Source organism: Actinopolymorpha pittospori, assembly GCF_014873875.1.
GTDB lineage: Bacteria > Actinomycetota > Actinomycetes > Propionibacteriales > Actinopolymorphaceae > Actinopolymorpha > Actinopolymorpha pittospori.
Window position 1 is genome coordinate 8,050,921 of the sequence record NZ_JADBEM010000001.1, and the last position, 25,814, is coordinate 8,076,734.

Sequence of the window (25,814 nt, forward strand, 5' to 3'; positions counted from 1 at the left end):
CGGGCGGAGGGCTGGGTCACGCCCGGGTGATCTCCTCCTGGGCACAGCGGACGATCGGCTCCACGTCGGCGGCGGCCTCGTCGCCGTACGCCTGCGCCATCCGGGTGACGAAGTCGCGGTGCGTCAGGTGGTACTCCTGCGGGCCTGTGGTCTCGATCACATGCGCGGCGAGTAGGCAGCCGACCTGGGCCGAACGCTCCACGCTCAGTCCCCAACCGATTCCGGCCAGGAATCCCGCCCGGAAGCCGTCGCCGACGCCGGTCGGGTCGGTCTTGCTGCGCTCGGGCGCGCACGGGACGTGAATGGTCTCCTCGCCCTTTCGATGGATCCGAACGCCCTGGTCACCGAGTGTGGTGACGAGAACCTGCACCCGGGACAGGATCTTCTCGGTGCTCCAGCCGGTCTTCTGCTCGGTGAGCGCGGCTTCGTACTCGTTGGAGAAGAGGTAGGTGGCACCGTCGATGAGGGAACGGATCATCTCTCCGTCGGACCAGGCGAGCTGCTGGGAGGGGTCGGCGGCGAACGCGTAGCCCCGGTCACGGCACTCGTCGGTGTGCCTCCGCATCGCCTCCGGGTCGTTGGCACCGATCAGGACCAGGTCGAGCCCGTCGAGCCGGCCGGCGACGGGCGAGAGCTCGATCTGGCGCGCCTCGGTCATGGCGCCCGCGTAGAAGCTCGCGATCTGGGCGTGGGACTTGTCGGTCGTACACACGAACCGCGCGGTGTGCCGCAGCTCACTGGTGTGGATCGAGTCGCAGTCGACACCGTGTCGCTCGAGCCACGCCCGGTAGTCGCCGAAGTCGCGACCGACGGCGCCGACCAGCACCGGGCGCAGCCCGAGGCAGGCCAGGCCGAAGGCGATGTTGGCGGCGACGCCGCCTCGGCGCACCTCGAGGTCCTCCACCAGGAACGACACCGAGATCTTGTCGAGCTGCTCGACCACGAGCGAATCGCGGAACCTGCCGTCAAAGGTCATGAGGTGGTCGGTGGCGATAGACCCGGTAACCGCGATTCGCACGGAGGGCTCCACTTCGTTCGTGTTCGGGACCTGGCTGGCCGCGTGCCACGATACCCAGCGCGCGCCTCCTGGACCGGCACAGCGCACGGTGTCGGAACCCGCTCACCGAGGGCGACGTCTCACCAGGTGAACGCACGTCAGCTACGCCGTTGATCGCCCCGGGGGACCACATGAGGCTTCGCATCACACCCACTCACGCCGCCGCTCTGGTCACCGTGACCGCACTGACCGCCCTGACCGCGTCGTGCGGATCCACCACGACGGGCACCTCCTCCGGCGAGCCCGCCGCACCGACCACGGCCTCGCCGGCGCCGCCCTCCGGGGCGCCGTCCCCGACGCCCTCCCCCTCCACGCCCTCGACGCCCTCGACGCCCGGGAAGGACGTGCCCGGCATGCCGCCCGCGACGCCGGCGGACGACACCTGGTCCCCGCTCATCCGTGTCGACTCGGCGCAGGCCACGCCGGCGACTCGCACGGTGACGGTCCATTTCACGCTGCCGACCCCCTGCGCGCCCGGCCTGCGCCGTGCCGAGGTCACAGAACGCCGGGACGCCGTGGTGGTCACCCTGCGGCGGATGCCGTCCGGCACGCAGAAGGGCGGCATCTGCGCCCAGGTGATCAACCGCCGCACCGTCGACGTCCAGCTCGACGCACCGATCGGCGACCGTCCGGTCGTGGACGGCTCCTCCGGCAGGGAGGTCAAGCTCGGGCGCTGACCGCCCAGGCGGGGCCGTCGGGGAAGCGGTAGTGCGCGAGCGTCTCCGGACGCAGCTCGGCGGACATGCCGGGCGCGGTCGGCGCCGCGTAGGCCCCGCCGACCAGGCGGACCGGGTCGACGAAGTGCTCGTGCAGGTGGTCGACATACTCCACCACCCGGTCCGGATGGTGGCCCGAGACCGCGACCTCGTCGAACATCGCGAGGTGCTGGACCAGCTCGCACAGCCCGACGCCGCCGGCGTGCGGGCAGACGGGAACGCCGAACTTCGCGGCCAGCAGCAGGATCGCGACGTTCTCGTTGACGCCGCCGACCCGGGCCGCGTCGAGCTGGAGGACGTCGATCGCCCGCGCCTGCAGGAGCTGCTTGACGACGATGCGGTTCTGGGCGTGCTCGCCGGTCGCGACCTTCACTGGCGCGATCGCCTGCCGGATCGCGGCGTGGCCGAGGATGTCGTCGGGTGAGGTGGGCTCCTCCACCCACCACAGGTCGAACTCCCGCAGCCGGTCGATCCAGGCCACCGCGCTGCCGACGTCCCAGATCTGGTTGGCGTCGACGGCGACCCGGATGTCGGCACCGACGGACGCGCGAGCGATGGCGAGCCGGCGCCGGTCGTCCTCGACGTCGCGGCCGACCTTGAGCTTGATCTGCCGGAAGCCCTCGTCGACCGCCTCCTTGGACAGGCGGGCGACGGTCTCGTCGTCGTAGCCGAGCCAGCCGGGCGTCGTGGTGTAGGCGGCGAGCCCTCGTTCGCGGAGGTGTTCCTCGCGCGCCGCGCGGCCGGGTTCGGCCTCGCGGAGCAGGTCGAGCGCCTCGGCCCGGGTGAGCGCGTCGGAGAGGTAGCGCCAGTCGACCAGGTCGACCAGCTGTTCCGGGGTCATGTCGGACAGCAACTTCCAGACGGGCTTGCCGGCGCGCTTGCCGGCGAGATCCCACACGGCGTTGACGACGGCGCCGATCGCCATGTGCATGAGGCCCTTCTCGGGCCCGAGCCAGCGGAACTGCGAGTCGTCAACCAGCTCGTGGTAGACCCGGCCGAGGTCGGCGCACATCTCCTCGACGTCCCGCCCGACAAGAGCGGGCGCGAGCGCCTCGATGGCGGCGCACTGGACCTCGTTGCCCCGGCCGATGGTGAAGGCGAAGCCGTGGCCGTCCGGGCCGTCGCTGGTGCGCAGGACGACGTAGGCGGCGGAGTAGTCGGGGTCGGGGTTCATGGCGTCCGAGCCGTGCAATCCGACCGAGGTGGGGAACCGCACGTCGTGGACGTCGACCGCAACCAGCTTCGTCACAGGGTCTCCTTTTCCGAGCCCGGGCCGGGTGGCCTACCGGAGCCGGCCAGCACCTGGGCAGCCGCCGACCCATCTGATGACTACTAGGATCCGGTGTCAGCTTGCCACGAGGCTGGGAGGGACCGGCCGACCGATCGCGGCGAGCGCACCTTCGGACAGCGCGCATCCCCGTCGCGCGCGGTGAGCAGAGCGAGGCAGGGCATGGGCAAGCGTGCGACGCAACGACACAAACTGGGCCGAAGCGACGTCGAGGTCACCAGGCTGAGCCTGGGCACGGCGCCCCTGGGCGGGCTGTTCACCCACGTCGAGGACGACACGGCGACCGCCGTGGTCAGGGCGGCGCTGGCCGCGGGCCTCAACTACGTCGACACGGCGCCGTTGTACGGGCACGGTGTCGCGGAGCGACGCGTCGGGTCGGCCCTGACCGGTGCCGGCCGCTCCTCCTACGTTCTGTCCACCAAGGTGGGCCGGCTCATCGTCGACAAGCCCGGCGCCGAGGCTGATGGCTACGCCGACGCCCCGCCGTCCGAGGCACTCTTCGACTACTCCCGGGACGGCATCCTCCGCTCGGTGACCGACAGTCTGGAGCGGCTCGGACTCGACGCCGTCGACGTCCTCTACATCCACGACCCCGACGACTACGAGGACGAGGCGCTCACCGTCGCCTACCCGGCGGTCCGGGAGCTGCGCGACCAGGGGATCGTCCGCGCGATCGGTGTCGGCATGAACCAGTCCCGCATCCCGACCAGGTTCGTCCGCGAGACCGAGGTCGACGCCGTCCTGCTCGCCGGCCGCTACACGCTGCTCGACCAGTCCGGCAACGCCGACCTGCTGCCCGCCTGCCTCGAGCGGGGCACCTCGATCGTGATCGGCGGCGTCTACAACTCCGGTCTGCTCGCCGACCCCCGCCCGGGTTCGACGTACAACTACGTCGAGGCGCCGGCCGACCTGGTGGCGCGCGCCCAGGAGCTCGGCGAGATCTGTGCGCGGCACGACGTCCCCCTCAAGGCGGCCGCCATCCAGTTCCCGCTGACCCACCCGGCCGTGGCGACGATCCTCACCGGCGCCCGCACCGTGGCGGAGCTGGACGAGAACCTCGCGATGCTGGAGTACGACGTTCCCGACGCGCTCTGGGAGGATCTCGCCGCGGTCGGAGCCAGGCGCTATGGCGTCTGAGCCGGAGTCGCTCACCGGCTCGCGGCCGCTCTCCCTGCCCGGCCTGGAGGCCGGCGCGGTCGACGCACACCACCACGTGTGGGACCTCGCCGTACGGCCCGAACCCTGGATCACCGGCGCGGAGATGGCGCCGATCAACCGTACGTTCGGGCTCGTCGACCTCGCGCCCCACGCGAAGGCGGCGGGCGTCACCAGCACGGTGCTGGTACAGACGCTGCCGGACCTCGCGGAGACCCGTGACTTCCTCGCCCTGGCCGCCGAGGGCGACCTCGTCGGCGCGGTCACCGGCTGGGTCGACCTCACCTCGCCGTCGGTCGCCGACGACCTCGCCGCCCTGCGGGAGGCGCCCGGCGGTGGGTTCCTCCGCGCCATCCGGCACGGCGTGCAGAGCGAGGAGGACCCGGCGTGGTTGTGCCGGCCGGACGTACGCCGCGGTCTCGCCGCGGTGGCCGATGCAGGACTGCGCTACGAGCTGTTGACGATTCCGGTGCAGCTGCCCGCCGCGGTGGACACCGTCGCCGCGCTGCCGGACCTCCCGTTCGTGCTCGACCACTGCTCCAAGCCGGTGATCGCGCGGGACGAGCTCGACCCCTGGGCGGCACCGATCCGTGAGCTCGCCGCCCGTCCGAACGTCACCTGCAAGCTGTCGGGTCTGGTGACCGAGGCCGACTGGGCGACATGGGACGTCGCGACCCTGCGTCCCTACGTCGAGGTCGTGCTGTCCGCTTTCGGTCCCGAGCGGGTGATGTTCGGGTCCGACTGGCCGGTCTGCCTGCTGGCCTCGTCGTACGCCGAGTGGGTGGAGGCCGCGGCCGAGCTCACCGCCGGCCTGGGAGCAGACGAACGCGCCGACGTCTTCGGCCGGACAGCCCGTCGGGTCTACGCCCTGGACTGACCACCGGACTGGGCATTGGATCGCGCACGGCCTGGTGTAGAACCTTCCCCCATGACTTACCGCATCGCCATTGCCGGCATGTCCACGGAGTCGAGCACCTTCGCCCCGCACCGGACCGGTCTCGACGACTTCAGGATCGGCCGGGGCGAGGAGCTCGCCGACCGCTACCCGTTCCTCGTCGACTGGCGCCTTCCGGAGCACCCGGACATCGAGTTCGTCCCACTGCTCCAGGCGTCGGCCATGCCGGGCGGCCAGGTGTTGCCCGAGGTGTACGACACGATCGAGGCCGAGATCCTGGAGCGCCTGCGCGCGGCGCTGGCGGAGGGGAGCCTCGCCGGCTTCTACTTCGACATCCACGGCGCGATGGCGGTCGCGGGGCGCCGCGACGCCGAGGCTGGTCTCGCCGCCAGGATCCGCGAGCTGGTCGGACCGGACTGCCTGATCTCGGCGTCGATGGACCTGCACGGCCAGGTGTCGGCCGACCTCGCCGGCAACGTCGACCTGCTGACGGCCTACCGGACGGCTCCGCACATCGACTACGTCGAGACCCGCGAACGCGCGGTCCGCAACCTCGTCCGTTGCCTGGTCGAGGACATCACGCCGGTGCGGGCCTGGGTGCGCGTACCCGTGCTGCTGCCGGGTGAGAAGACCAGCACCCGGGTCGAGCCCGCCCAGTCGATCTACGCCACGCTGGAGCCGACCGAGCGCCTGCCCGGGGTGCTCGACGCCTCGCTGTGGGTCGGCTACGCCTGGGCCGACGAGCCGCGTTCGGCGGCCACGGTCCTGGTCTCGGGCACTGACACCGACACCGTGCGCGCCGAGGCCGAACGCATCGCCCGCGCGTGGTGGGACGCCCGGCACGACTTCGAGTTCTGCGCGCCCGCGGGCCAGGCCGACTGGTGCGTCGCCCAGGCCTTCGAGTCCAGCCAGCGGCCGTTCTTCATCAGCGACTCCGGCGACAACCCCACGGCCGGCGGTTCCAACGACGTCGCCTGGCTACTCGGCCACCTGCTCGCCACTCCTGCCCTCGCCTCCGGTGAGCGCACGGCCATCTGGGCCAGCTGTGTCGCACCGGACGCCGTCCGCACCTGCGTCCAGGCCGGCGTCGGAGGCGAGGTCGACGTCGAGGTCGGTGGCGTGTTCGGCGGCGGCGACCCGGTGGCGCTGCACGGCGAGGTCACCCACCTCACCTCGGGCGACCGGGGCGGCGACATCGCCGTCGTACGGTCCGGAGGTGTCTTCGCGGTCCTCACCAGCCGGCGGCGGGCCTACCACTACGTCAAGGACCTGGAAGCTCTCGGACTCGACCCGGCGGCGGTCGACATCACCGCGGTGAAGATCGGCTACCTCCAGCCCGACCTCTACCAGGCCGCGAAGGGCTGGGTGCTCGCGCTCACACCAGGTGGCGTCGACCAGGACCTGCTCCGGCTCGACTATCAGCACGTCGTCCGCCCGGTTCACCCGCAGGACGACTTCACCGACCCGGACCTCACCCCGGTGATCTTCGGCCGATAGAGGTCTTTGATCACGGCTCCGTAGGGCGGGTGGGTTCGGCAAAGCACCCATCGTCACCTAAGGTGGGCTGTCTGTCCGGTGCTGTGACACCACGCGTTCGGGGCGCGGCCAGCAATACGAGCCAGCAACACGGGCCGGCAAGGCGACCGCGAACACGGGCCAGGAACGACCTACGACACCGGATACCGAGTCGGGATCGGAATGGCAACGGGGCCCTTCCCCGCGGGAGCGGCATGGTCGGCTTGAGGCTGGACGACCTCACGGTTGCTGGCGTGTGCACGTCGGTGTCTCTCGACGTCGACGTCGGCAGGGTCCGCGCGGTGGTCGTACGCGACCAGCAGTCCGTCCGCCAGTTGGTCGATGTGCTGGTGGGGCTGCAGGACCCCAAGGGCGGGCGGGTGCTCGTCCAGGGCGTCGACGTCCGTGAGCAGAAGGAGGACCACGACGAACGTCGTCGGCACCGAGCAGGCAGTCACGACGACCAGTGCTGGGTACGCGAGGTCTCGGCCTCGGGTGGCCTCCTCCCCTTCCTCACCCTCGAGCAGAACCTCGCGGGCGGCCCGTGCCGGACGAGCCAGGTCTCCAAGTCCACGGCGACAAGGCGGGCTCGGGAGACCGCTTCCCCACTCGGCCTGCGTGGTCTCCTCCACCGCTATCCGCAGAATCTGACCACGCGCCAGCGCCAACTCGCGGGGCTGGCCATCGCCCTGTGCTGGCGGCCGTGCGCGATCGTGCTGGAGGACTCGCCGGAGCGACCGACCTGGGACGACGCGCTGGAGATCGAGCGTCGCTGGCTCGACCAGACCGTGCCGGACACCGCCGAACTGCTCGCGGAGGTGTCGACCCTCGTGATCACCACCGACCCGGCCCGCGTCCGGCATCTCGATCCGGATCCGGTCGGGGTCGACCCACCGGACGAGGCGCGCGGGGGCGCGCATGGGTAGTTCGGCCGCGGAGACCGGTACCACGCCGATGCCGGCCCTCCGTCGGCGAGCTCTCCTGCGCGCCGCGGCCCTCGCACCGCTCGCGCCCGTCGTCGCGGGATGCGGCATCTTCGGCAGGCCTCCGGTCCGCGTCGCCGTCAGCTGGAGTGGTGGCGAGCTCGCCGCGTTCCGCAAGGTACTGGCCGGCCTTGGCGCCCTTCGCGGCTTCGAACCGATGGCCTACGACGTGCAGCCGGTTCCGTTCGGCGACGACATCTCGACCGCGCTGGCCGCGCGCGGGGCCGGTCGACTCGACGTCGTGATGTTGCCGGTGCTCGGCGAGCTGCGGCGGTATCGGGACATCCTGGCACCGGCCCCGATCGCCCCCTGGCCGAAGGACTCGAAGACGTACACCAGCCTCTGGCATGACCTGCTGTTCGAGCCGGCGCCGGGAGCGAGGAGCGAGGCAGGACCGCGCGTGCCGTACGGCGTTCCGTTCAAGCTCTCCAACAAGTCCTGCGTGTGGTACAGCCGGGACCTGTTCGAGAAGCACTCCCTCAGACCACCCGATACCTGGGACGACTGGCTCGCACTCAACCGCACCCTGGTCAAGCGCCGGATCACCCCGCTCGCACTGGGCGCTGCGGACGGATGGGCGCTGACCGACTTCTTCGAGAACGTCCTGCTCGGCACCTCACCCGATACCTACGACTGGCTCACCACCGAAGCCGACCGCCAACCGCTGTGGAGTGGCGAGACGGTGCGGACGGCGTTGCGGCGGCTCGCCCAACTGTGGGGCGCGCGCGACGTGCTGGCGGGCGGCGTGAAGGGCTCGCTGGTCCGACAGTTCCCGGACGCGGTGCTCGAGGTGTTCCGCTACCGCCGCGCGGCCATGGCGGTCGCCCCCGACTTCGCCGAGCCCTACGCGCGCCGGTTCCACCACGCCGACGGGGCGCGCCGCGAGCACGACATCGCCACCTTCCCGTTCCCCACGATCGCGGAGCGCCGTCCCGCGCCACTCGTGGCCGGTGGCGACGTCGCCGTCCTCACCTCGCCCTCGCGAGAGGACGCGAAGGACCTCGTGCGGCGGCTCGCGCATCCGCTCGCACCCCTACCGTGGATCGAGTCACCGGGCGGCTTCCTCGCCGCCAACCGCGAGACCCCCGTCAGGTCCTACACGAAGCAGGCCGAGGCCCTCGCCAGCCCGATGATGCCCTCGCCCTCGACGTTCCGTTTCGACCTGTCCGACCAACTCGGCGCGGTCGGCGGCCGGGACGGGATGTGGCGGGCGCTGCGGAACTTCCTCGTCGACATCGGTGGCTCGGCGGAGTCGGCGGGATCGGTGGAGTCGGCGGCCGACCGCTTCGTCGCTCACATGATCGCGATCGAGGAACGCGAGAGCGAAGCCGGCGACGATCGCGGAGGCACCGATGCCGGTTGAGACCCACCGAGGGCTGCGACTCGAGGTCACCAGCCGACGGATGTCCGGGCCGCTCGTGCCGGGCGGGCGGCCCAACATGAAGCTGTACGGCGCCCTGCTCGTCACGGCGGTGACGCTGATGCTGGTGCTCCTCGTCGTACCGACCGTGTGGACCGGGGTCCTGGCCTTCAGCGAGAACGGCCGGCCCTCCCTCGCTCACTTCGCGAGCGTCTTCACCGATCCTGGGTCCCTGCGCGCGTTCCTCCACACCGGTATCTGGCTGCTCATCGCGGGCCTGATGCTGGTGGTGGGATTCGGGCTGGCGGTACTCAGCCAGCAGCACTTCGGACGCTGGTCAGCGGCGTTCGTCAACGTCATGATGCTTCCGTTCGGCCTGTCCGCCCTCGCCTCGGGCGCGGCGTTCCGGATCATCTTCGACCCCGCACCCGAGCGGGGTTCGGCGACCGCGCTCACGACCCTGCTCACCGGCTCGAGCCCGGTCTGGCTCGGTCCCAACCTGATCTGGTTGGTCCTCATCTCGGCGTTCGCCTGGACCTGGCTCGGCTTCGTCGTCTCGCTCTATCGTGCCGGCCTGGAGGCCATCCCGCGGGAACACATCCGCCGCGCCCGCGCCCAGGGGTCCGGCGGCTGGCTGCGCGGCATGTTGAACCTGCAGTGGCGACTCCTCCGGCCGGTGACCTGGGTCGTCCTTCTCACGCTGTGCGTCGCCGCCGCCCGGATCTTCGACCTGGTCCTCATCGTCGCGCCCGGTCCGATGCAGGACGAGGTGAACGTCGTCTCGGTGCACTGGTGGCGGCTCGCCACCTCCTCGGCCGACCAGGGGCCGTCCGCGGCGGTCGCCGTCGTCCTCCTCGCCGGGGTCGCCGGCGTCGCCCTGCTCTGCCGCAAGATGATGCGCCAGCCACACTCGGTCGTCCCGCAACCGCCGCGCCGGCCGCTCCGTCATTGGCCCCGGCGAGGTGTGCCCTTGCTGAGCACCGTGATCGGGCTCGCCGTCAGCCTGCTCTGGGCGTTCCCGATGTTCGTGCTCGTGGTGACCGCCGTCCGCAGCCCGGACGACGCTGGTGCGGTCGGCTGGTGGCGACCGGCCACGGCGCTCCTGAGCACCGCGTCGCTGGCCGAGGTCCTGGGCGCCGGCCTGCCCGGCGCCCTCTGGTCCACGCTCATCGTCGCCGGCGGGTCCGCCCTCATCGTGGCGAGCGCCGCGCTCGTTCCCGCCTACGCCCTGGCCGCCGCGCGGCACCGCGCACTGGTGACCGCCCTGACCATCGTGCTCAGCATCCTCGCGGTGCTCCCCGTTCAGATGTACGTCGGACCTCTGCGGCAACTGATCGACGGCTGGGGACTGAGCGGACGAACGATTCCCCTCATCCTGATGCACGCGGCGGCCGGTCTGCCGTTCGCCATCCTGCTGCTGCGCGGAGCGCTGGCCTCGGCGGCCGAGAGCCGTGCCGGCGACACGCTCGGAAGGCGAGCAGGTTCTCGCACCGACGCCGCCCGCCACCTCTGGCGTACGACTGGCCGGGCCCTGGTCGCGGTGGCGGTCCTGGAGTTCGTCCTCGTGTGGGACGACTTCATCGTGAGCTTCCTGGTGAGCGGTCCAGGGTCCAGTCCACTCACCCTGGTCCTGTGGGGTGAGGCCCGCCAGTTCGGGATCTCGACCGGGCCGGTGGCCGCCGCGGCAGTGCTCTCCGCGCTGGTTCCGGCAGGACTCCTGATGGGGACCTGGCGGCGTTGGGTGGTCCCAGGCCTCACGGGCGGGGTGTTCCGGTGAGCACTCCGCCGGTGAGCGAACGCCGCCCGAACCAACCCACCGGGAGAGCGCCCGGGACGCAACCTGGTGTCGGCCAGCCTGGTTCTGCCTCGTCCCCGTCGCAGCGCCCCGATCCGGCAGGTGGCACGGCGTCTGATGCCCCGCTGCTGCGGGAGCCCCGCTCGGGCCCGGTCCTGCGCGTGGTGCGATGGATGGGCGCGGGCGCGATGGGCCTCGTCGGCGGCGTGGTCATCAACATCGTGAGCGAGATCATGACCGGCGCCTCGCGCAGCGCGGTGCTGCTCGGGGCTCCACTGCTGCTGGTCATGATCGTCGCCCTCTGGGACCGCTGGCGCCGGTACCGGCAGCGCCGGACCCAGGACCTCGGCCTGGTGGCTCCCGACACGCCCATCCGGCCTACGTGGTTTCGCGAGTCGCGAAAGCTGCACGGTCGCGACGATGCCGTCCAGCTGGGGGCCAACCACCTGAAGCTCCGCGGCGCCGCTGCCGTCGTCGGTCCACCCGGTACCGGCTCCTCGGCGGTCGCCGCGGCGGTCGTCGACAGGCTCATCGAGGACGGCATCTCCGCCGCCAAGGTCGCGCCCTTCGACCTGCGGGGCTGGGCGTGGGAGCCGGACAGCGCGCTCACCCTGGCGAGCCATCTGCTGCCTGCGTTCGGGCTCACCGCCCCCGTCACCGAGGAGGAGCTCGCCCACGCCGGCGAGCGATTGGGGAACACGCTCGTCAACCAGCGTGTGCTGCTGGTGCTGGACAACCTCGCGGAGCCGAGTCAGATCGACTGGCTGGTACGAGGGCTGGCGCGACCACTCGCGGGCGCGTCGATTCCTCAGCCGACTCTTCTGGTCGTGGGGCGGCCCACCCTCGTGGAGGCCTTCGGCCACCGGGATCATGTGCACCTCGGCCCGCTCCCCGACCACGACCTGCGCTCGATCTGGGCCAAGCGACTGGACGACGCCGCCAGAGCCGGGTGGTCCGCACCCTGGTCGTTTGACGAGCGTTTTCTCGCGGCCGTGATCCACTACTGCGCCGGACTCCCGAAAGCCGTCCATGACCTGGCCCGGGAGTTCACCCGGGCCGGCGCCCTGCTGACCCCGGACGACCTCGTGGATCCCCTCGCGAGGACGTTCGTGACCGGCCCCACCATGGCCGCGGTGTGGACCGCCATCCTCGAACGCACCACCGACAGCCTCTCGCGTCGGGGCACGTTGCTCCTCGAGGAGCTGGCCGAGCTGCCGGTCACCGAGCTCACCGTGGAAGCGATCGAGGCCGTGCGCGGCAGCCTCGACGAGCTGATCCGGATCCGCGAGCGGGACGTGGGGTCCGCCGACGCGGGGTCAGCGGACCCCCCACCCGCGGATCCGATCGCCGAACTTCTCGACCGTCGGCTGATCAGGCAGACCGCGTCCGGACGCTACCGGCTGCCACAGGAGATCCGATCGGTGGTCCAAGCCCCCGGCCCTTCCGCGCAGAGTCGGGCCAGTGCGCTGATGGGGATGCAGGCGCTCGTTCGCCACTACGCCGGACTGGCGCGGACGTGGATGTTCGCCCTCGACACACCGGAGGAAGCCGCCGCCGCGGCACGGTGGTTCCACACGACGGAGCCGTTGCTGCAGGCGCTCCTGTCCGGGGCGGCGGATGCCAACGCCACGGTGTGGGATGCGGCCTCCGACGCGAAGACCTACGTGGCGGAGGACGCGGACACCGTCGCGGGCGACGCGACGTTCGATGAGCGGCGCAGGCTCCTCGGCGACGCACGGGACCGCCTGGTCGACGACCTGTGCCTCCTCACCGACGCCCTCGACCGGTGGCGGAGCCGCGCCTCGCGCCCGATGCCGATGGGTGAACCACCCGTGGCGTTCCTGGACACCGACCGCCAGGCCAGGCGCCCAGAGCTCGAGCAGCTCGCCGCGATCCGTGCGGCCACGGCTCTGCGCGAGGCGGGCCGACCGGCCGACGCCGACGGTGCCCTCGCCCGAACACCGGCCACTCCCCTGCGCTTCTGGCGTCGCTGGCCCCCGTGGCGGCACTGGCGTCGCAACTGCACCAACGCCCTTCGGGCTCGGCGGCACCACGAGACCGCGCTCAACTACGTCGCACTCGCCGGCACCACCGATGATCCCACCGCTGCCGGCGACCTCCTCCGGCGTGCCGAGGACGAGCTCCAGCTGGCCTGGAACGCGCTCCCTGCCAAGGACCTCCACGGCCATGTGACCACGCTGTTGACGATGGCCGAGGTCTTCCTCCGCCAGGGCGTACCGGACTCTGCCCTGGAGCGGCTCGACATCGCCGAGTCCCGGGCCGCCGAGGGCCCGGACCCGTGCGGGCTGGCACAGGTCGCGGAACTCCGCGGCGTCGCCGCCTGGATGCAGGGCCGCTCCTCAGCCGCCGTGGTCCTGTGGCAGCGGGCGCTGACGGCGTTCAACCGGCTGGCCGACCGACAGGGACAGGCGCGCTGCCTGCAACACCTCGGGTCGGCCGTCCTCGTCGCCCCGGAGCTCACCGGGCTGGTCCTCGACGAGCGTCGGCGACCACACGACGAGGCCGCGGCCGTCCAACACGCGCTCGCCTGGCTGGAGCGCAGCCAACGGTTGCGGACGGGCCCGGTCTCCGAGGTGGCCCAGACGTATCTCGATCGGGCGCGCACGCGCGCTCGTCGGGTGGCCGTCACGACACCGGCGGACCTGCCACCGTCACCGACCGAGAGTGAGGCCGAGGAACTCCCGGCGGAGTCCGGACCGTCGTGGACCGAGCGCCCGAGGGGCCTCGTCGCCCGACTGCTCGCAGTCTTCGGCCGGGCCACACCGTGAGGCGGCCATACTCGGTGCCGTGACGTTCACATCCGCAGACCATGCCGACGACCACACCGCGGTGGAGACCAGGATCATCGAGGGCCGTCTGGAGCCGGGAGCACCGGACTGGGTGTACATACCCGTCGACGTCCCTCCCGGCGTGGCCGAGATCGGCGTCCGCTACAGCTACGACCAGCCCGAGCCGACCATCGGCGTGCCCGGCAACGCCCTCGACATCGGCATCTTCGACCCGCGCGGCCACGAACCCCGCCAGGCCAAGGGCTTCCGCGGCTGGTCCGGCGGGGCCCGCGACTCCTTCTTCCTGAACGACACCGAGGCGACGCCCGGCTACCTGCCCGGGCCGATCCGCGCGGGCACCTGGCACATCGTGGTCGGCCCCTACACCGTCGCGCCGCGGGGCCTGGCGTACCGGCTCGAGGTGACACTGCGCCGGGGCGCGCCCGGTCCGGCGTTCACACCGCGACCGGCGCCGACGCGCGCGACCGGCCGGGGCCCGGCCTGGTACCGCGGTGACCTCCACCTGCACACCGTGCACTCCGACGGACGCCGCGAGCCGGCCGAACTCGTCGCCGCCGCCCGCTCGGCCGGGCTCGACTTCATGGTCTCCACCGATCACAACACCCCCTCCTCCACCGGGATCTGGGGCCACCACGCACCGGAGGATCTGCTGATCATCAACGGCGAGGAGGTGACCACCCGCAACGGCCACCTCATCGCCGCCGGACTACCGGCCGGGACGTGGATCGACTGGCGCTTCCGCGCCGTGGACGGGGTCCTCCCCCGCGTCGTCGGCGAGTTGCACGAGCACGGTGCGCTCGCCATCGCCGCGCATCCCTTCTGCCCCGACGTCGGCTGCGCGTGGAAGTTCGGCTTCGCCGAGGTGGACGCCGTCGAGGTGTGGAACGGCCCGTGGACGCCTGACGACGAGATGTCACTGCGCCAGTGGGACGCGGCCCTGGTCGCGTCGGACCGCAGGTGGCTGCCGGCCGTCGGGAGCAGCGACTCCCACGACCACAGCGACGCGCCCGGTCTCGGCCAGACGGTGGTGTGGGCGGACGATCTCAGTCCGGAGGCGATCCTCTCCGGGGTCCGAGCCGGACGCAGCTACGTCGCCGAGTCCGCCGCGGTGGAGGTCACGTTCGAGGCGCGGGCGAACGCGCGTACGGCCCGGATCGGCGAACGCCTCGCGGTCGCTCCCGACGTGACCGTGGAGTGTGTGGTGCACGTCCGCGGCGTTCCCGACGGTTTCGTCCGGTTCGTGACCGACGAGGGATCGCTGGCGCAGTTGCCGCTGCCGGTGGGTGGCGAGGGGGCCGTCAGCTGGACCACCACCGCGGCCGTCTCGAAGTACGTCCGGGTCGAGGTGCGTCACACCCCGCCGCAGCCGACGGTGTTCGAGGGGATGGCGGCGTTCACCAACCCGATCTTCCTCGACCCACAGGCCAGCTGACCGGCACCGGCCCGGGTCTGGGGCCTGGGACGGGCCCGACAACACGCGCGATACCGACAACCGGTCCAGACAGCACGAAGCGCCGGCGGCCCCCGGGCCGGACCAGTGAAGAGGTCCGGCCCGAGGGGTCGTCGGCGCTAGGGGCGCTGACGGTGGCTCAGTGGAAGGAGTCGCCGCAGGCGCAGGAGCTGGTCGCGCTCGGGTTGTCGATCGTGAAGCCCTGCTTCTCGATCGTGTCAACGAAGTCGATCACGGCGCCCTGCAGGTAGGGAGTGCTCATCCGGTCGACGACCACGCCGACCCCGCCGAACTCCCGAACGCTGTCGCCGTCAAGCTCGCGCTCGTCGAAGAAGAGCTGGTAGCGCAGACCCGAACAGCCGCCAGGCTGCACGGCCAAGCGCAGCCGGAGGTCGTCGCGCCCCTCCTGATCGAGGAGGCTCTTGACCTTCGCCGCCGCCGCGTCGGTGAGGGACACGCCGTCAGTCTGGGCCTGCTGGGTCACGTCGCTCTGAATGGTCATCCGTCGGACTCCCAAGGTCGTCCTGTATCAGTACATGTCGCAGGCTCAACGCCTGTGGCGGCACCGACATTCCGATGCACCGCTCCATGGTTGCATAGTTCGGGCGCTCCGAAGCTCAGCGGGACCAGGTCCGCGCGACTCTGGCACCCAGCGCGACCAGGCTCTCCCGAGGCTGCCCCATCGCACGGTCGGCACCGACGAGATCCACCAGGGAATAGGCGGATTCGACCCCCATCGTCCGCATTTCCCGGATTCCGACCAGCACCCTCCCGGCCAGGACGACGCAGGGCCGGATCGCCTCACCGGCCGTCGCGGCGACTCCGGAGACCACCTTGCCGCTCGCGGACTGGAAGTCGAAGGCGCCCTCGCCGGTGAGGACCAGGTCGGCCCGCCGCGCGTGTGCGTTCAGATCCACCGCGTCGATGATCGTCTCGATTCCGGGTACGCGTTCGCCACCGAGCAGCAGCAGCACGTAGCCGAGACCGCCGGCCGCTCCGGCGCCCTTGGCGTCAGCCAGCGGCCGATCGGACAGGTCGGCGAAGCGTTCGAGGGCCGCGTCCAGCACTACCCTGCGGTCGTCCTGGACACCTTTTTGTGGGCCGAAGATGTTGGTTGCCCCCCGCAGTCCGAGCAGCGGGTTGTCGACATCGGTCGCGGCCAGCACCTCGACGCCGGCAAGGCGTGCCCGCGCGGCGGTCAGGTCGACCTCGGTCAGGTCGGCGAGCGCGGCGCCTCCGGAACGGAGCGCGCCCTCCGGCTTCGCCGTCGCTCCGAGGGCCGCCAGCATGCCCGCACCGGCGTCGTTGGTCCCGCTGCCACCGAGTCCGATCACCAGCTTGCGCGCACCGGCGTCCAACGCCGCCGCCACCAACTCCCCGACGCCGTAGGTGGTGGCGCGCTCGGGGTCCCGCTCCTTCTCGGGCACCAGCGTCAGACCGCAGGCCTGCGCGGACTCGATATAGGCCGTTTCCTCGTGCATCAGCAGCGTCGCGGGCGTGGGCTCACCGAACGGTCCGCTGACCGTCACCGCCAGGAGTTCGCCGCCGAGTGCCGCGTGCAGGACGTCGACGAAGCCGGGCCCGCCGTCGGACATGGGAACGGTGACCACCTCGTCGTCGGGCGCCTGCTGGCGCCATCCGGCGGCCATCGCTTCGGCTGCCTCCACGGCGCTGAGGGTGCCGGCGAACTTGTCTGGGGCGATCAGCACATGCACGATCGACATCCTCCCGCGTACGTCACTGGCCGGCCGCTCTGGGGTACGTCGCGTCGTGGGACGACCGGAATCCGTACGACATGGCTAAGGTCACAACGTGCTGATCAGGCCCATGCATGACGACGACATCGACGCGGCTCGCGGCCTCACCCACGAAGCCATGGAGCTCGTCCGGGCGACCACGCGTCCGGCGGGTGTCCCCGGCCCGCCACCTGGTCCCGCCACTCCGGAGTGGAGCTCGCTGTGGGAACGCCGGGCGAAACACCTGCTCCGACACGATCCGGACGGTTGTTGGGTGGCTGAGCTCGATGGTGCGGTGGCCGGTGTCGGGATGGCGTTGCGCCGCGAGAAGCTCTGGGCGCTGTCCGCGTTCTTCGTCCGGCCGACCAGCCAGGGTGCGGGCATCGGCGCCGCTCTCCTCGACGCGGTCCTCACCTACAGCCAGGGCTGCCTGCGCGGCATCATCATCTCGACCAGCGACCCGCGCGCGGCTCGCCGCTACCGGCTGGCGGGTTTCACCCTGCACCCCACGATCCGGATCTCCGGAACCGTCCGGCGCTCGGCGCTCCCCCTGGTCGAGGCGGTACGCGAGGGTGGGGTCGGAGACCGCGACCTGTGCGACTCGATCGACCGCCGGACCCGGGGAGCGGCCCACGGCGTCGACCACGAGTTTCTCTGCGCGGAGTACGGCCTGCTCGTGTGTGACACGCTGACCGGCAGCGGCTACTGCTTCGTCGACCGGACCGGTTCGCCCGTCCTGCTCGCCGCCACCAACCGCAAGGTCGCCCAGCGGCTGCTCTGGACGGCGCTAGCCAGCGCACCCGAAGAGTCCACGGTCCGGATCGACTACCTCACCTCCGACCAGGAGTGGGCTGTCGACGTGGCGCTGGCGGCCGGGCTCTCACTGCGTACCGAGGGCTACGTCTGCCTTCGCCACATGCGTCCCCCGGCGCCCTATCTGCCGTCCGGCGCCTTTCTCTGACACCCAGACCTGACGCCAGACCCTGGACACCCCGGAGACCCTGGCCGCCGGCTGCAGGATTCACCAGCCGCGGCCCAGGGCACGGCCTAGAGGCCGGGAGCACCCCAGACGGGGAACCAGCGCGACAGGTCGTCCTCGAGGCGAAGGTCGTTGGTGACGAGCCCGCGGACCTGAAGCTCCTGGGCGTTGTCGCGCCGCTCGTGGGCAACGGGGGCGAACGGGTAGAACGACCCGCGCTTGTAGAGGTAGACGAGCGCGAGCCGCCGCCCGTCCAGGTCCCGGAAGGCAACCAGCGAGCACAGTAGGGACGGTCCGAACCCAGCCGCCTCCAGTGAGGAGTTGACCGCGTGCAGGTCCGTGACCAGTCCGGTCGTGTCCGACGGGTCGTGCTGGAGGACGAGCCAGGTGTAGCCGTAGGAGTCCTGGGTGCGCTCGACCTTGGGTCCCTCGTCGGCGTCCAACAACTCCTGGATGTCGGCCTGGGTGCTCGCGAAGGCACCACCCTCCGCCGCCCGATAACACACCGACCCCACCCCGGTGGGCCGATACGCCGACGCCGCCTCGAGCGTCAGGGCCGCCTGCGGCAAGCCGAACAGCTGGTCGAGGTTCGGCTTCTTCGGCTGGGTTCGCCCGAGGAGCACGTCGAGGAATTTCATACGGGGGGCAGCCTTTCGGATCGAGGGGGTTTCGGCCTCAGACCATCGGCTTGCCGAGTTCGGCGCTGATCTTGGCCAGCTGAGCCAGTCGGACCTCGGTCGACGGGTGGGTCGAGAAGAGCCGGCCGAGCGACTTGCCGACCGCGGCCGGGGCGAAGAAGAACGCCTGTGCCGGCTGGGCACGTCGCAGGTCCTGCTGGGGGATCTGCTGCATGTCGTCGGAGATCCGGGTCAGGGCCGACGCCAGCGCCGACGGCTGGCCGGTGAGGTGCGCGGCCGCCCGGTCAGCGGCGAGCTCACGGTAGCGGGACAGCGCCCGGGTGAGCAGGAAGCTGATCACGTAGACCACGATGCTGGACAACCAGACCACGGCGAAGACCAGCGCAGCGTTGTTGTCGCGACTGCGGCCGATGCCGGAGTACATCCCGAACCGCGCGATCAGTCCGGCCAGGACACCCAGGAACGACGCGATGGTCATCACCGCGACGTCGCGGTGCGCGATGTGGGAGAGCTCGTGGGCGAGCACACCCTCGAGTTCGTTCTGGTCGAGCCTGCGGAGCAGACCCGTGGTGACGCACAGAACGGAGTTCTTCTGGTTACGCCCGGTCGCGAAGGCGTTGGGCAGCGCCATGTCGGCGACCGCCACCCGAGGTTTCGGCATGTCGGCGAGCGCGCACAGCCGGTCGACGATGGCGTGCAGGTCCGGCGCCTCCTCCGGAGACACCACCCGCGCCCGCATCGCGGCCAGCGCGATCTTGTCCGAGAAGAACCACTGAGCGATCAGGAAGCCGCCAGCGATGATGATCACCCAGGCGATGGCCACTCCCGCGGCGATCACCGCGCCGATGGCCACGACGTAGAGCAGGCCCAGGAAGAACATCACCAGGACCATGCGAGAGGTCAGACCTCGGTCGGGTTGGAATCGAGTGCTAGCCATGTTGCTTCACCGCTCCTTGAAGAGTCACTCCATACGACGACGCGCGAGCGCCCAAATGTTCCCGGCGCTCGCGCGTTTGGAGGTATGACTTCGACCACCCGCCGTGGCCCCGGTTGGGCTCTAACCGGGGATTAGTCCCTCTTCGCCCAGGATTTCCTTCACCTGCTCGACCGTGGCGTCCTCCGGCGGAAGGAACAGATCGGACTCCTCCAGGGAGTCGTCCGGCAGCTTGCTGCCGACCGCGCGAACCTGGGCGAGCAGAGCCGCCAGGGCGGCCCGGAAGGCCTCCTCGTCACCCGCGTTGACCGCGGACTCGAGGCGACCGTCGAGTTCGTTCAGGGAGTCGAGGTGCTCGTTGGCGACCTTGAGCTGCCCTTCGCCGAGAATCCGGACGATCACGATCCCTCACCTTGCCTCTGCGGCTGCTCCGGCGCGGGCTGAGTCGACTGCTGCGACGTGGACGGCGTGGCCTGACCGGGGGTGCCCTGACCCTCGATCTGCCTCGGCGCCTCGGTGCTGCCGCCGCCGAGCTGCGCCTTCATCGCGGCCAACTCGCTTTCGACGTCGTTGCCAGACGCCATCCGCTCGAGTTCGAGCGAAATGTCGTCCTTGCTCGTTCCGGTCACGTCGTCCAGAGCGCCCGAGGCGAGCAGCTCGTCGATCGCACCGGAGCGGGCCTGCAGCTCGGCCGTCTTGTCCTCGGCGCGTTGGACCGCGAGGCCGACATCGCTCATCTCCTCGGAGATGCCGGTGAACGCCTCGCCGACCCGGGTCTGCGCCTCGGCGGCCGTGTAGGTCGCCTTGATGGTTTCCTTCTTGGTGCGGAAGGCCTCCACCTTGGTCTGCAGGCGCTGTGCCGCGAGGGTGAGCTTCTCCTCTTCACCCTGCAGGGTCGCGTGCTGGGTGCTCAGGTCGGTGACCTGCTGCTCGACCCCGGAGCGGCGGGTGAGTGCCTCGCGGGCGAGGTCCTCACGGCCCATGGACAGGGCCTTCTGCGCCTGGTCCTTCAACTTCGAGCTCTGCTGGTGCAGCTGGTTCATCTGGAGCTCGAGACGCTTGCGGCTGGTCGCGACGTCAGCGACACCACGCCGAACCTTCTGGAGCATCTCCAGCTGCTTCTGGTACGAGTAGTCGAGAGTCTCGCGCGGGTCCTCGGCACGGTCCAACGCCTTGTTGGCTTTCGCGCGGAAGATCATCGCGAAGCGGTTGAGAATACCCATCGAGGTCGGCCGCCCCCTTCGTCTCCAGGCCGGTCGTGCTCCCCGTGCCGGTCGGCACGGGACGGCGTCGTGTGTGCGATCACCCTATTCCGGAGAACGAACGAGGGCGACCCCGCCTCCCCGGGCATACCCAGGAGATACCGGTAATGCTGGACGCCTTCGCCGACGTCCGTTATCAAGGGGACTCCGTGGAGGCACGAAAAGCAAGCGTCCCTCGCCGGCCCGGCCCCCGGGAGGGTCGCAGGACCCTCTCTGTACGGGGAAGGTAACACCAGGACCCTTCCCGGCCAGGGAGGGGGCGTTCATACCTTTGCCAAGCCGTTACTCTGTGGAACGTGTTCCGACGCCGTACGACCACTGAGCCGGCCCCCGCCGAGACGGTCACCGAGCCCGCGCCCTCCGACAGGGTGGGTGGCAAGGGACGACCGACTCCCAAGCGCCGAGAGGCCGAGCAGGCCCGCAAGACCCGGGTCAGCGCGCCGCGCGACCGCAAGGAAGCGATGCGGCAGCAACGGGACAAGTCCCGCGCGGAGCGCTCCAAGATGCAGCAGGCCATGGCAACGGGCGACGACCGTTACCTGCCTGCCCGTGACAAGGGGCCCGTCCGCCGGTTCGTCCGCGACTTCGTCGACTCGCGGCGCACCCCGGCGGAATACCTCCTGCCCTACTTCCTCGTGATCTTCATCTTCATGACGCTGCCGATCCCGTCGGTCCGGGTCATCGCGACCTACCTCTGGCTGGTCGCGATCATCGTCGTCCCGCTCGACCTGATCTTCCTGTCTCGTCGACTGAAGAAGCAGCTGCGCGAGGAGTTCCCCAACGAGAGCCACCGCGGGGCGGTCTCCTACGGCGTCATGCGGTCGACCCAGATCCGCCGGCTGCGCCTGCCCAAGCCGCAGGTCAGGCCGGGTGGCAAGCCGATGAACAAGGACTGAGCACGGACGCGGGCCGGACGCGCAACCGTCCGGCTCCCGACCGGGATGCCGCCGGTACGGATCTCACTCCTGCGGGTGCAGGCTCATCGGGCCGTAGACCTCACGTCCGGCCTCGAGCAGAGTCACCTGGTCGACGCCGGTTTGGACCAGGTCGCGCCAGATCTCGCCGATCCAGCTCTCGGCGTCGCTTTGGGATGGGAACTCGCTGCGGGCGAGCTCGCCGGCGTCGACAGGATTGCCCTCGGTGTCTTCGAGTCGCCACGTCCACGTCATGAAAGCCGAGCTTAGAGGCTGCGCGGTCCACGAGGGCCGACGCCGACCGGGCCCGGCCGCCCGCCTCCGGCGCGGCAGGACGGTCAGGTCCCCCATTGGTAGCGGTGCCCGCGCGACGCGCGATCAGCTTTGACTTCCAGACCCTGCCGTGAGACCGTCCGTCCTGCACGACGTCATCGGTCGAGGCCACGGCCTCGCTCCAGGGGAAGCCGGTCGAAGTCCGGCGCTGACCCGCAACCGTAGGCCGCGTGCCCGGCGTTCGATCAGACCCGGGTTTGCGCGCGGCGAGCCGGAGCACTTGGCGGTGACGACCGGCTCCACGACACCCGTCGAGGTCTACGGGCGGAGCGCGGGTCAGGCACCCGAGCCCTGCCCTCGGCTGCGGCGTTCCCCGCCGTTTCAGCCGGGGGCGTTCTCGTGTCCGGTCCCCCTTCGCTCGGCCGTGACCGAACACCTGGGAGGACACCCGATGAGGCGGAGCAGCACGGCCCGGACGGGCCGCATCGCCGGCCCTCTCTCCACCGCGCTCCTGACCACGCTGACCCTGGCACTCGCCGTGGGCCTGCTCACCACGACCGTCGGCGCCGGCGTCGCGCAGGCGGCGGCCTACCGCTACTGGGGCTACTTCCAGTGGAAGGACGGCGCCTGGACCCTCGCGAGCGTCGGTCCGGCGTCGGTGACCCCCGCGGACGGCGCCGTCGAGGGTTGGCGTTTCGCCGTCTCGCCCGAGAACAGCGCCCCTCGCGTCCCCCGGGCAGCCGGCGACTTCGGGCAGATCTGCGGGAGCACCCCTGCCCAGGCCGGCCACAAGCGCGTCGCCCTCGTGGTCGACGCCGGCCTCGCTGCGGACGCGCCGTCCGGTGAGTCCGCACCGAAGCCGCGCGGCGCCTGCGCCGTCGTCGACCCGAAGGCGACGTCCGCCCAGGTCGTCGCCGCGGTCGCCGAGGTCCGGGAGCAGAAGGGCATCATCTGCGCGATCGACTCCTTCCCGTCGACCGGATGCGGCGACCCGGTCGACAAGGTGCCCGCGGTGCCCTCGCCGGAGCCGACGGTGCAGTTGGTCCTGCCCGCGGCCGCGACACCGAGCCCGACCGCGACCGCCCGCAACGCCGCCGACCAGAGACCCGACGGGGCCACCCCGAGCGCCGCGTCCGACTCCGACGGCGACAGCTTCCCGATCCTCCCCGTCCTCGCCGTGGTCCTGGTGATCGTGCTGGTGGCGGGCGGTGTGGCCGTACGCCGGCATCGCGCGGCCGAGCAGGACAGCTGACCAGATGCGTTCCGTCCACCGCCCCACGCTCCCGCGAAACCTGCATCCGGGAGCCTGGTGGCTGTGGGCGCTCGGCCTCGCGACCGCGGCGAGCCGCACCACCAACCCGCTGTTGCTGGTTCTGGTGCTCGCCGTCGCCGGCTACGTCGTCACGGCCCGCAGGAGTTCGGCTCCCTGGGCCCGTTCCTACACGGCGTTCCTCAAACTCGGCCTGGTCGTGATCGCAATCCGGGTGGTCTTCCAGTGCCTGTTCGGCGCCGCCGTGACCGGACGCGTCGTCCTCTTCACCATCCCGCAGGTGCCGCTGCCGGGGTGGATGGAGGGGATCCGGCTCGGCGGGGCGGTCACGGCGGAGGCGCTGGCGTCCTCGGCGTACGACGGCCTGCGGCTCGCCACGGTCCTCGCGTGTGTCGGCGCGGCCAACGCCCTCGCCAACCCCAAGCGGCTGCTGGCCACGATGCCCGGCGCGTTGTACGAGCTCGGCGTGGCGGTCGTCGTGGCGATGACGTTCGCGCCGCAACTCGTCACCGACGCCACAAGAATCCGCTCCGCGCGGCGGCTGCGCGGCCAGGTCGACCGCGGTCCACGGATGCTGCGGTCCACGGCGGTTCCGCTGCTGGAGGGAGCGCTCGAGCGCTCGCTCGCGCTGGCGGCGGCGATGGACTCGCGCGGCTACGGCCGGCTCGGCACGGTCTCGCGCCGTACCCGGCTCGTGACGGGCATCCTCGTAATCGGCGGCCTGGTGGGAGTCTGCGCCGGCACCTACGGACTGCTCGACGCGAGCGGCGGACCGTTGTTCGGGCTACCGGTCCTGGTGGCCGGCGCGCTCGCCGCCGTGGCCGGCCTCGCGCTGGGCGGCCGGCGCGCCATCCGCACGAAGTACCGCCCCGATCCGTGGGCGCTTCCGGAGTGGCTGGTCGCGGCGAGCGGCGCCGCCGTCGCGGCCGCGTTCGTCTGGTCCGCGTCGACCGGAGTCGACGGTCTCGTCGTCCCCACGGTGCCGCTCGGCGTCCCCACACTTCCGCTCCTTCCCGCCGGTGGGGTCCTGGTGGCGCTGCTCCCGGCCTGGCTCGCGCCGCCGCCACCGAGGTCCGTCCCCAGCCCCGCGACGGAGGTGCTCGCGTGATCAGGTTCGAGTCGGTGTCGATGCGGTACCCGGACAGTACGAACCCCGTCCTGCACGACGCCACCTTCGAGATTCCGGAGGGTGAGCTGTGCCTGGTGGTCGGGCAGACCGGCACCGGGAAGACGACGTTGCTCCGGGCGATCAACGGCCTCGTGCCGCACTTCACCGGCGGCACCCTGAGCGGGCGGGTACTCGTGGACGGCCGCGACACCCGGACTCATCGCCCCCGTGATCTCGCCGACGTGGTCGGCCTGGTCGGACAGGACCCGCTCGCGAACTTCGTCACCGACACCGTCGAGGACGAGCTCGCCTACGGCATGGAGTCGCTCGGCCTCCCGCCCGACGTGATGCGGACCCGGGTGGAGGAGACCCTCGACCTGCTCGGCCTGGCCGGCGTGCGCGGTCGGCCGATCGCGACCCTCTCCGGCGGGCAGCAGCAGCGGGTCGCGATCGGCGCCGTCCTCACCACGCACCCCCGGGTGCTCGTCCTGGACGAACCCACCTCGGCGCTCGACCCGCAGGCCGCCGAGGAGGTCCTGGCCGCGCTGCAACGCCTGGTCCACGACCTCGGCGTGACCGTCGTCCTGGCCGAGCACCGGCTGGAACGCGTGGTGGAGTACGCCGATCGCGTCGTTCTCGTTCCAGGGGACGGGCGGGCGCTCGAGGTCGGCCCACCGGCCCAGGTCCTGGCCTCCTCCTCGGTCGCGCCGCCGGTCGTCGAGCTCGGCCGGCTGGCCGGCTGGGATCCGCTTCCGCTGAGCGTCCGCGACGCCCGCCGGCTGGCCGGACCCCTGCGCGAGCGCCTCGCCGCGATCCCGCCGCCGGTCCGTGGTCGCGACGGCAATCACGGGATCGACCGTACGCACGGGACCGACGGGGATCCGCCTGCCGTCGCGTCGGCGCGCGGCCTCATCGTGACGTACGGCGGCGGCCGGACGGCACGCTCCGGGCGGCGCCCGGCCCTGCGCGACCTCGACCTCGACGTCGCGCCGGGTGAGGTGGTCGCGTTGATGGGTCGCAACGGCGCGGGCAAGTCGACCCTGCTGAACGCGCTCGTCGGGCTGGTGCGCCCCACCGCCGGCACGCTGCGCGTCGCGGGCATCGACCCCACGCGGCACAAGCCGCGGGAGATCGCGCGGGCCGTGGGTCTGGTGCCGCAGGACCCGGGCGCACTGCTGTACGCCGAGACCGTCGCGCAGGAGTGCCGCCAGGCCGACCGCGACTTCGGCGCCGAGCCGGGACGCTGCGCCGAGATCCTCGCGCGCCTCGCGCCGGGCGTACCCGACGACCGGCATCCCCGGGATCTCTCGGAGGGCCAGCGGCTGTGTCTGGCCCTCGCCGTCGTCCTCACCGGACGCCCACCCCTGCTCCTCCTCGACGAACCCACCCGTGGTCTCGACTACCTCGCCAAGGCCCGACTCGCCCGGATCGTCGAGGACCTCGTGGCGGAGGGCCGTGGAGTCGTGTTCGCGACCCACGACGTCGAACTCGTCGCCGAGATCGCGAGCCGGGTGGTCGTCCTCGCCGAGGGCGAGGTCGTGGCCGACGGACCGGTCGGCGCCGTGATCGCGGCCTCTCCGACGTTCGCCCCGCAGGTCGCGAAGATCCTCCGCCCCCTGCCCTGGCTCACCGTCGCCGACGTGGCGGCCGCCCTGGAGCACGCGTCGTGAGCCGGG

24 protein-coding genes are annotated in these 25,814 nt (G+C 71.4%); 14 read left to right on the forward strand and 10 right to left on the reverse strand.

The features are described from left to right. Positions 1 to 16: 16 nt before the first annotated feature. Together HEB94_RS37430 and HEB94_RS37435 are read right to left on the reverse strand one after the other, a co-directional pair. Positions 17 to 1,018, reverse strand: a complete 1,002-nt coding sequence (locus HEB94_RS37430; protein WP_192754217.1) for a PfkB family carbohydrate kinase — start codon at positions 1,016 to 1,018, stop codon at positions 17 to 19. A 193-nt stretch (positions 1,019 to 1,211) separates the two neighbouring features. Further along, a complete protein-coding gene (locus HEB94_RS37435; RefSeq protein WP_192754218.1) occupies positions 1,212 to 1,493 on the reverse strand; it encodes a hypothetical protein in 282 nt (93 codons plus the stop codon). Between the two features lies 1 nt (position 1,494). Between HEB94_RS37435 and HEB94_RS37440 the strand changes: the two genes are divergently transcribed. Beyond that, positions 1,495 to 1,734 (forward strand): hypothetical protein, encoded by a 240-nt coding sequence (locus tag HEB94_RS37440; RefSeq protein ID WP_192754219.1) that lies wholly within the window; start codon positions 1,495 to 1,497, stop codon positions 1,732 to 1,734. Here the strand turns inward: HEB94_RS37440 and HEB94_RS37445 are convergent. Then, positions 1,718 to 3,022 carry an enolase C-terminal domain-like protein gene (locus tag HEB94_RS37445; protein ID WP_192754220.1) on the reverse strand — a complete coding sequence of 435 codons (1,305 nt, stop codon included), beginning with the start codon at positions 3,020 to 3,022 and terminating at the stop codon, positions 1,718 to 1,720. The two genes, HEB94_RS37440 and HEB94_RS37445, sit on opposite strands and share 17 nt — an antisense overlap. 201 nt (positions 3,023 to 3,223) lie before the next feature. On the opposite strand from HEB94_RS37445, the gene HEB94_RS37450 reads away from it, so the two are divergent. From HEB94_RS37450 to HEB94_RS37485, 8 genes are all read left to right on the forward strand, one after another. Further along, complete coding sequence (locus HEB94_RS37450) at positions 3,224 to 4,198, forward strand: aldo/keto reductase (protein ID WP_192754221.1); 975 nt, start codon at positions 3,224 to 3,226, stop codon at positions 4,196 to 4,198. Further along, the gene (locus HEB94_RS37455; RefSeq protein ID WP_192754222.1) at positions 4,188 to 5,093 is read left to right on the forward strand and encodes an amidohydrolase family protein; all 906 of its coding nucleotides are present in this window, start codon (positions 4,188 to 4,190) and stop codon (positions 5,091 to 5,093) included. The genes HEB94_RS37450 and HEB94_RS37455 overlap by 11 nt, the downstream gene beginning before the upstream one ends. 51 nt (positions 5,094 to 5,144) lie before the next feature. Next, positions 5,145 to 6,608: a M81 family metallopeptidase gene (locus HEB94_RS37460; RefSeq protein WP_192754223.1), complete on the forward strand. Its 1,464-nt coding sequence runs from the start codon at positions 5,145 to 5,147 to the stop codon at positions 6,606 to 6,608. Positions 6,609 to 6,841: 233 nt separating this feature from the next. After that, positions 6,842 to 7,552: a P-loop NTPase family protein gene (locus HEB94_RS37465; RefSeq protein ID WP_192754224.1), complete on the forward strand. Its 711-nt coding sequence runs from the start codon at positions 6,842 to 6,844 to the stop codon at positions 7,550 to 7,552. Next, positions 7,545 to 8,972: an ABC transporter substrate-binding protein gene (locus HEB94_RS37470; protein ID WP_192754225.1), complete on the forward strand. Its 1,428-nt coding sequence runs from the start codon at positions 7,545 to 7,547 to the stop codon at positions 8,970 to 8,972. The genes HEB94_RS37465 and HEB94_RS37470 overlap by 8 nt, the downstream gene beginning before the upstream one ends. After that, the gene (locus HEB94_RS37475) at positions 8,962 to 10,746 is read left to right on the forward strand and encodes a sugar ABC transporter permease (protein ID WP_192754226.1); all 1,785 of its coding nucleotides are present in this window, start codon (positions 8,962 to 8,964) and stop codon (positions 10,744 to 10,746) included. Before HEB94_RS37470 ends, HEB94_RS37475 begins: the two co-directional genes overlap by 11 nt. A 191-nt stretch (positions 10,747 to 10,937) precedes the next feature. Next, positions 10,938 to 13,553, forward strand: coding sequence for an ATP-binding protein (locus HEB94_RS37480; RefSeq protein ID WP_192754227.1), 2,616 nt, complete (start codon positions 10,938 to 10,940; stop codon positions 13,551 to 13,553). 19 nt (positions 13,554 to 13,572) lie between these two features. After that, entirely contained in the window at positions 13,573 to 15,006 is a 1,434-nt protein-coding gene (locus HEB94_RS37485) for a CehA/McbA family metallohydrolase (protein WP_192754228.1), read from the forward strand. A 157-nt stretch (positions 15,007 to 15,163) separates the two neighbouring features. On the opposite strand, the gene HEB94_RS37490 is transcribed toward HEB94_RS37485, so the two are convergent. Together HEB94_RS37490 and HEB94_RS37495 are read right to left on the reverse strand one after the other, a co-directional pair. After that, entirely contained in the window at positions 15,164 to 15,526 is a 363-nt protein-coding gene (locus HEB94_RS37490; protein ID WP_192754229.1) for a HesB/IscA family protein, read from the reverse strand. 115 nt (positions 15,527 to 15,641) lie between these two features. Continuing rightward, positions 15,642 to 16,748, reverse strand: a complete 1,107-nt coding sequence (locus HEB94_RS37495; RefSeq protein ID WP_202896762.1) for a glycerate kinase family protein — start codon at positions 16,746 to 16,748, stop codon at positions 15,642 to 15,644. Positions 16,749 to 16,836: 88 nt separating this feature from the next. On the opposite strand from HEB94_RS37495, the gene HEB94_RS37500 reads away from it, so the two are divergent. After that, a complete protein-coding gene (locus HEB94_RS37500) occupies positions 16,837 to 17,721 on the forward strand; it encodes a GNAT family N-acetyltransferase (RefSeq protein ID WP_192754231.1) in 885 nt (294 codons plus the stop codon). An 86-nt stretch (positions 17,722 to 17,807) separates the two neighbouring features. Here the strand turns inward: HEB94_RS37500 and pspAB are convergent, their stop codons facing one another. The 4 genes from pspAB to HEB94_RS37520 all read right to left on the reverse strand — a co-directional run bounded on the left by pspAB (position 17,808) and on the right by HEB94_RS37520 (position 20,534). Further along, complete coding sequence (pspAB, locus tag HEB94_RS37505) at positions 17,808 to 18,377, reverse strand: PspA-associated protein PspAB (protein ID WP_192754232.1); 570 nt, start codon at positions 18,375 to 18,377, stop codon at positions 17,808 to 17,810. A 37-nt stretch (positions 18,378 to 18,414) separates the two neighbouring features. Continuing rightward, on the reverse strand, positions 18,415 to 19,314 hold the full coding sequence (htpX, locus tag HEB94_RS37510) for a zinc metalloprotease HtpX (RefSeq protein WP_192754233.1): 900 nt from the start codon (positions 19,312 to 19,314) through the stop codon (positions 18,415 to 18,417). A gap of 120 nt (positions 19,315 to 19,434) precedes the next feature. Beyond that, the gene (gene pspAA, locus HEB94_RS37515) at positions 19,435 to 19,713 is read right to left on the reverse strand and encodes a PspA-associated protein PspAA (RefSeq protein ID WP_192754234.1); all 279 of its coding nucleotides are present in this window, start codon (positions 19,711 to 19,713) and stop codon (positions 19,435 to 19,437) included. Then, positions 19,710 to 20,534: a PspA/IM30 family protein gene (locus HEB94_RS37520; RefSeq protein ID WP_192754235.1), complete on the reverse strand. Its 825-nt coding sequence runs from the start codon at positions 20,532 to 20,534 to the stop codon at positions 19,710 to 19,712. Before HEB94_RS37520 ends, pspAA begins: the two co-directional genes overlap by 4 nt. 335 nt (positions 20,535 to 20,869) lie before the next feature. On the opposite strand from HEB94_RS37520, the gene HEB94_RS37525 reads away from it, so the two are divergent. Then, positions 20,870 to 21,469, forward strand: coding sequence for a DUF3043 domain-containing protein (locus HEB94_RS37525; protein ID WP_192754236.1), 600 nt, complete (start codon positions 20,870 to 20,872; stop codon positions 21,467 to 21,469). A gap of 63 nt (positions 21,470 to 21,532) precedes the next feature. Here the strand turns inward: HEB94_RS37525 and HEB94_RS37530 are convergent, their stop codons facing one another. Then, entirely contained in the window at positions 21,533 to 21,742 is a 210-nt protein-coding gene (locus HEB94_RS37530; RefSeq protein WP_192754237.1) for a hypothetical protein, read from the reverse strand. A 469-nt stretch (positions 21,743 to 22,211) separates the two neighbouring features. Here HEB94_RS37530 and HEB94_RS37535 point away from each other — a divergent pair, with 469 nt between their 5' ends. Genes HEB94_RS37535 through HEB94_RS37545 form a run of 3 tightly spaced genes read left to right on the forward strand, consistent with a single transcriptional unit; the run spans position 22,212 to position 25,808 of the window. After that, positions 22,212 to 23,012, forward strand: a complete 801-nt coding sequence (locus tag HEB94_RS37535; RefSeq protein ID WP_238361739.1) for an SCO2322 family protein — start codon at positions 22,212 to 22,214, stop codon at positions 23,010 to 23,012. A 4-nt stretch (positions 23,013 to 23,016) separates the two neighbouring features. Next, the gene (locus tag HEB94_RS37540) at positions 23,017 to 24,138 is read left to right on the forward strand and encodes an energy-coupling factor transporter transmembrane component T (protein ID WP_192754238.1); all 1,122 of its coding nucleotides are present in this window, start codon (positions 23,017 to 23,019) and stop codon (positions 24,136 to 24,138) included. Next, positions 24,135 to 25,808 (forward strand): ATP-binding cassette domain-containing protein, encoded by a 1,674-nt coding sequence (locus HEB94_RS37545; RefSeq protein ID WP_192754239.1) that lies wholly within the window; start codon positions 24,135 to 24,137, stop codon positions 25,806 to 25,808. Before HEB94_RS37540 ends, HEB94_RS37545 begins: the two co-directional genes overlap by 4 nt. The last annotated feature ends 6 nt before the right edge of the window (positions 25,809 to 25,814 follow it).

What these genes read in the sequence shown, in the direction of transcription:
- HEB94_RS37450 (WP_192754221.1), top strand. Translation starts at nt 3,224, where the DNA reads ATGGGCAAGCGTGCGACGCAACGACACAAACTGGGCCGAAGCGACGTC.
- HEB94_RS37455 (WP_192754222.1), top strand. Translation starts at nt 4,188, where the DNA reads ATGGCGTCTGAGCCGGAGTCGCTCACCGGCTCGCGGCCGCTCTCCCTG.
- HEB94_RS37460 (WP_192754223.1), top strand. Translation starts at nt 5,145, where the DNA reads ATGACTTACCGCATCGCCATTGCCGGCATGTCCACGGAGTCGAGCACC.
- HEB94_RS37465 (WP_192754224.1), top strand. Translation starts at nt 6,842, where the DNA reads ATGGTCGGCTTGAGGCTGGACGACCTCACGGTTGCTGGCGTGTGCACG.
- HEB94_RS37470 (WP_192754225.1), top strand. Translation starts at nt 7,545, where the DNA reads ATGGGTAGTTCGGCCGCGGAGACCGGTACCACGCCGATGCCGGCCCTC.
- HEB94_RS37475 (WP_192754226.1), top strand. Translation starts at nt 8,962, where the DNA reads ATGCCGGTTGAGACCCACCGAGGGCTGCGACTCGAGGTCACCAGCCGA.
- HEB94_RS37480 (WP_192754227.1), top strand. Translation starts at nt 10,938, where the DNA reads ATGGGCGCGGGCGCGATGGGCCTCGTCGGCGGCGTGGTCATCAACATC.
- HEB94_RS37490 (WP_192754229.1), bottom strand. Translation starts at nt 15,526, where the DNA reads ATGACCATTCAGAGCGACGTGACCCAGCAGGCCCAGACTGACGGCGTG.
- HEB94_RS37495 (WP_202896762.1), bottom strand. Translation starts at nt 16,748, where the DNA reads ATGTCGATCGTGCATGTGCTGATCGCCCCAGACAAGTTCGCCGGCACC.
- pspAB (WP_192754232.1), bottom strand. Translation starts at nt 18,377, where the DNA reads ATGAAATTCCTCGACGTGCTCCTCGGGCGAACCCAGCCGAAGAAGCCG.
- htpX (WP_192754233.1), bottom strand. Translation starts at nt 19,314, where the DNA reads ATGGCTAGCACTCGATTCCAACCCGACCGAGGTCTGACCTCTCGCATG.
- HEB94_RS37520 (WP_192754235.1), bottom strand. Translation starts at nt 20,534, where the DNA reads ATGGGTATTCTCAACCGCTTCGCGATGATCTTCCGCGCGAAAGCCAAC.
- HEB94_RS37530 (WP_192754237.1), bottom strand. Translation starts at nt 21,742, where the DNA reads ATGACGTGGACGTGGCGACTCGAAGACACCGAGGGCAATCCTGTCGAC.
- HEB94_RS37535 (WP_238361739.1), top strand. Translation starts at nt 22,212, where the DNA reads ATGAGGCGGAGCAGCACGGCCCGGACGGGCCGCATCGCCGGCCCTCTC.
- HEB94_RS37540 (WP_192754238.1), top strand. Translation starts at nt 23,017, where the DNA reads ATGCGTTCCGTCCACCGCCCCACGCTCCCGCGAAACCTGCATCCGGGA.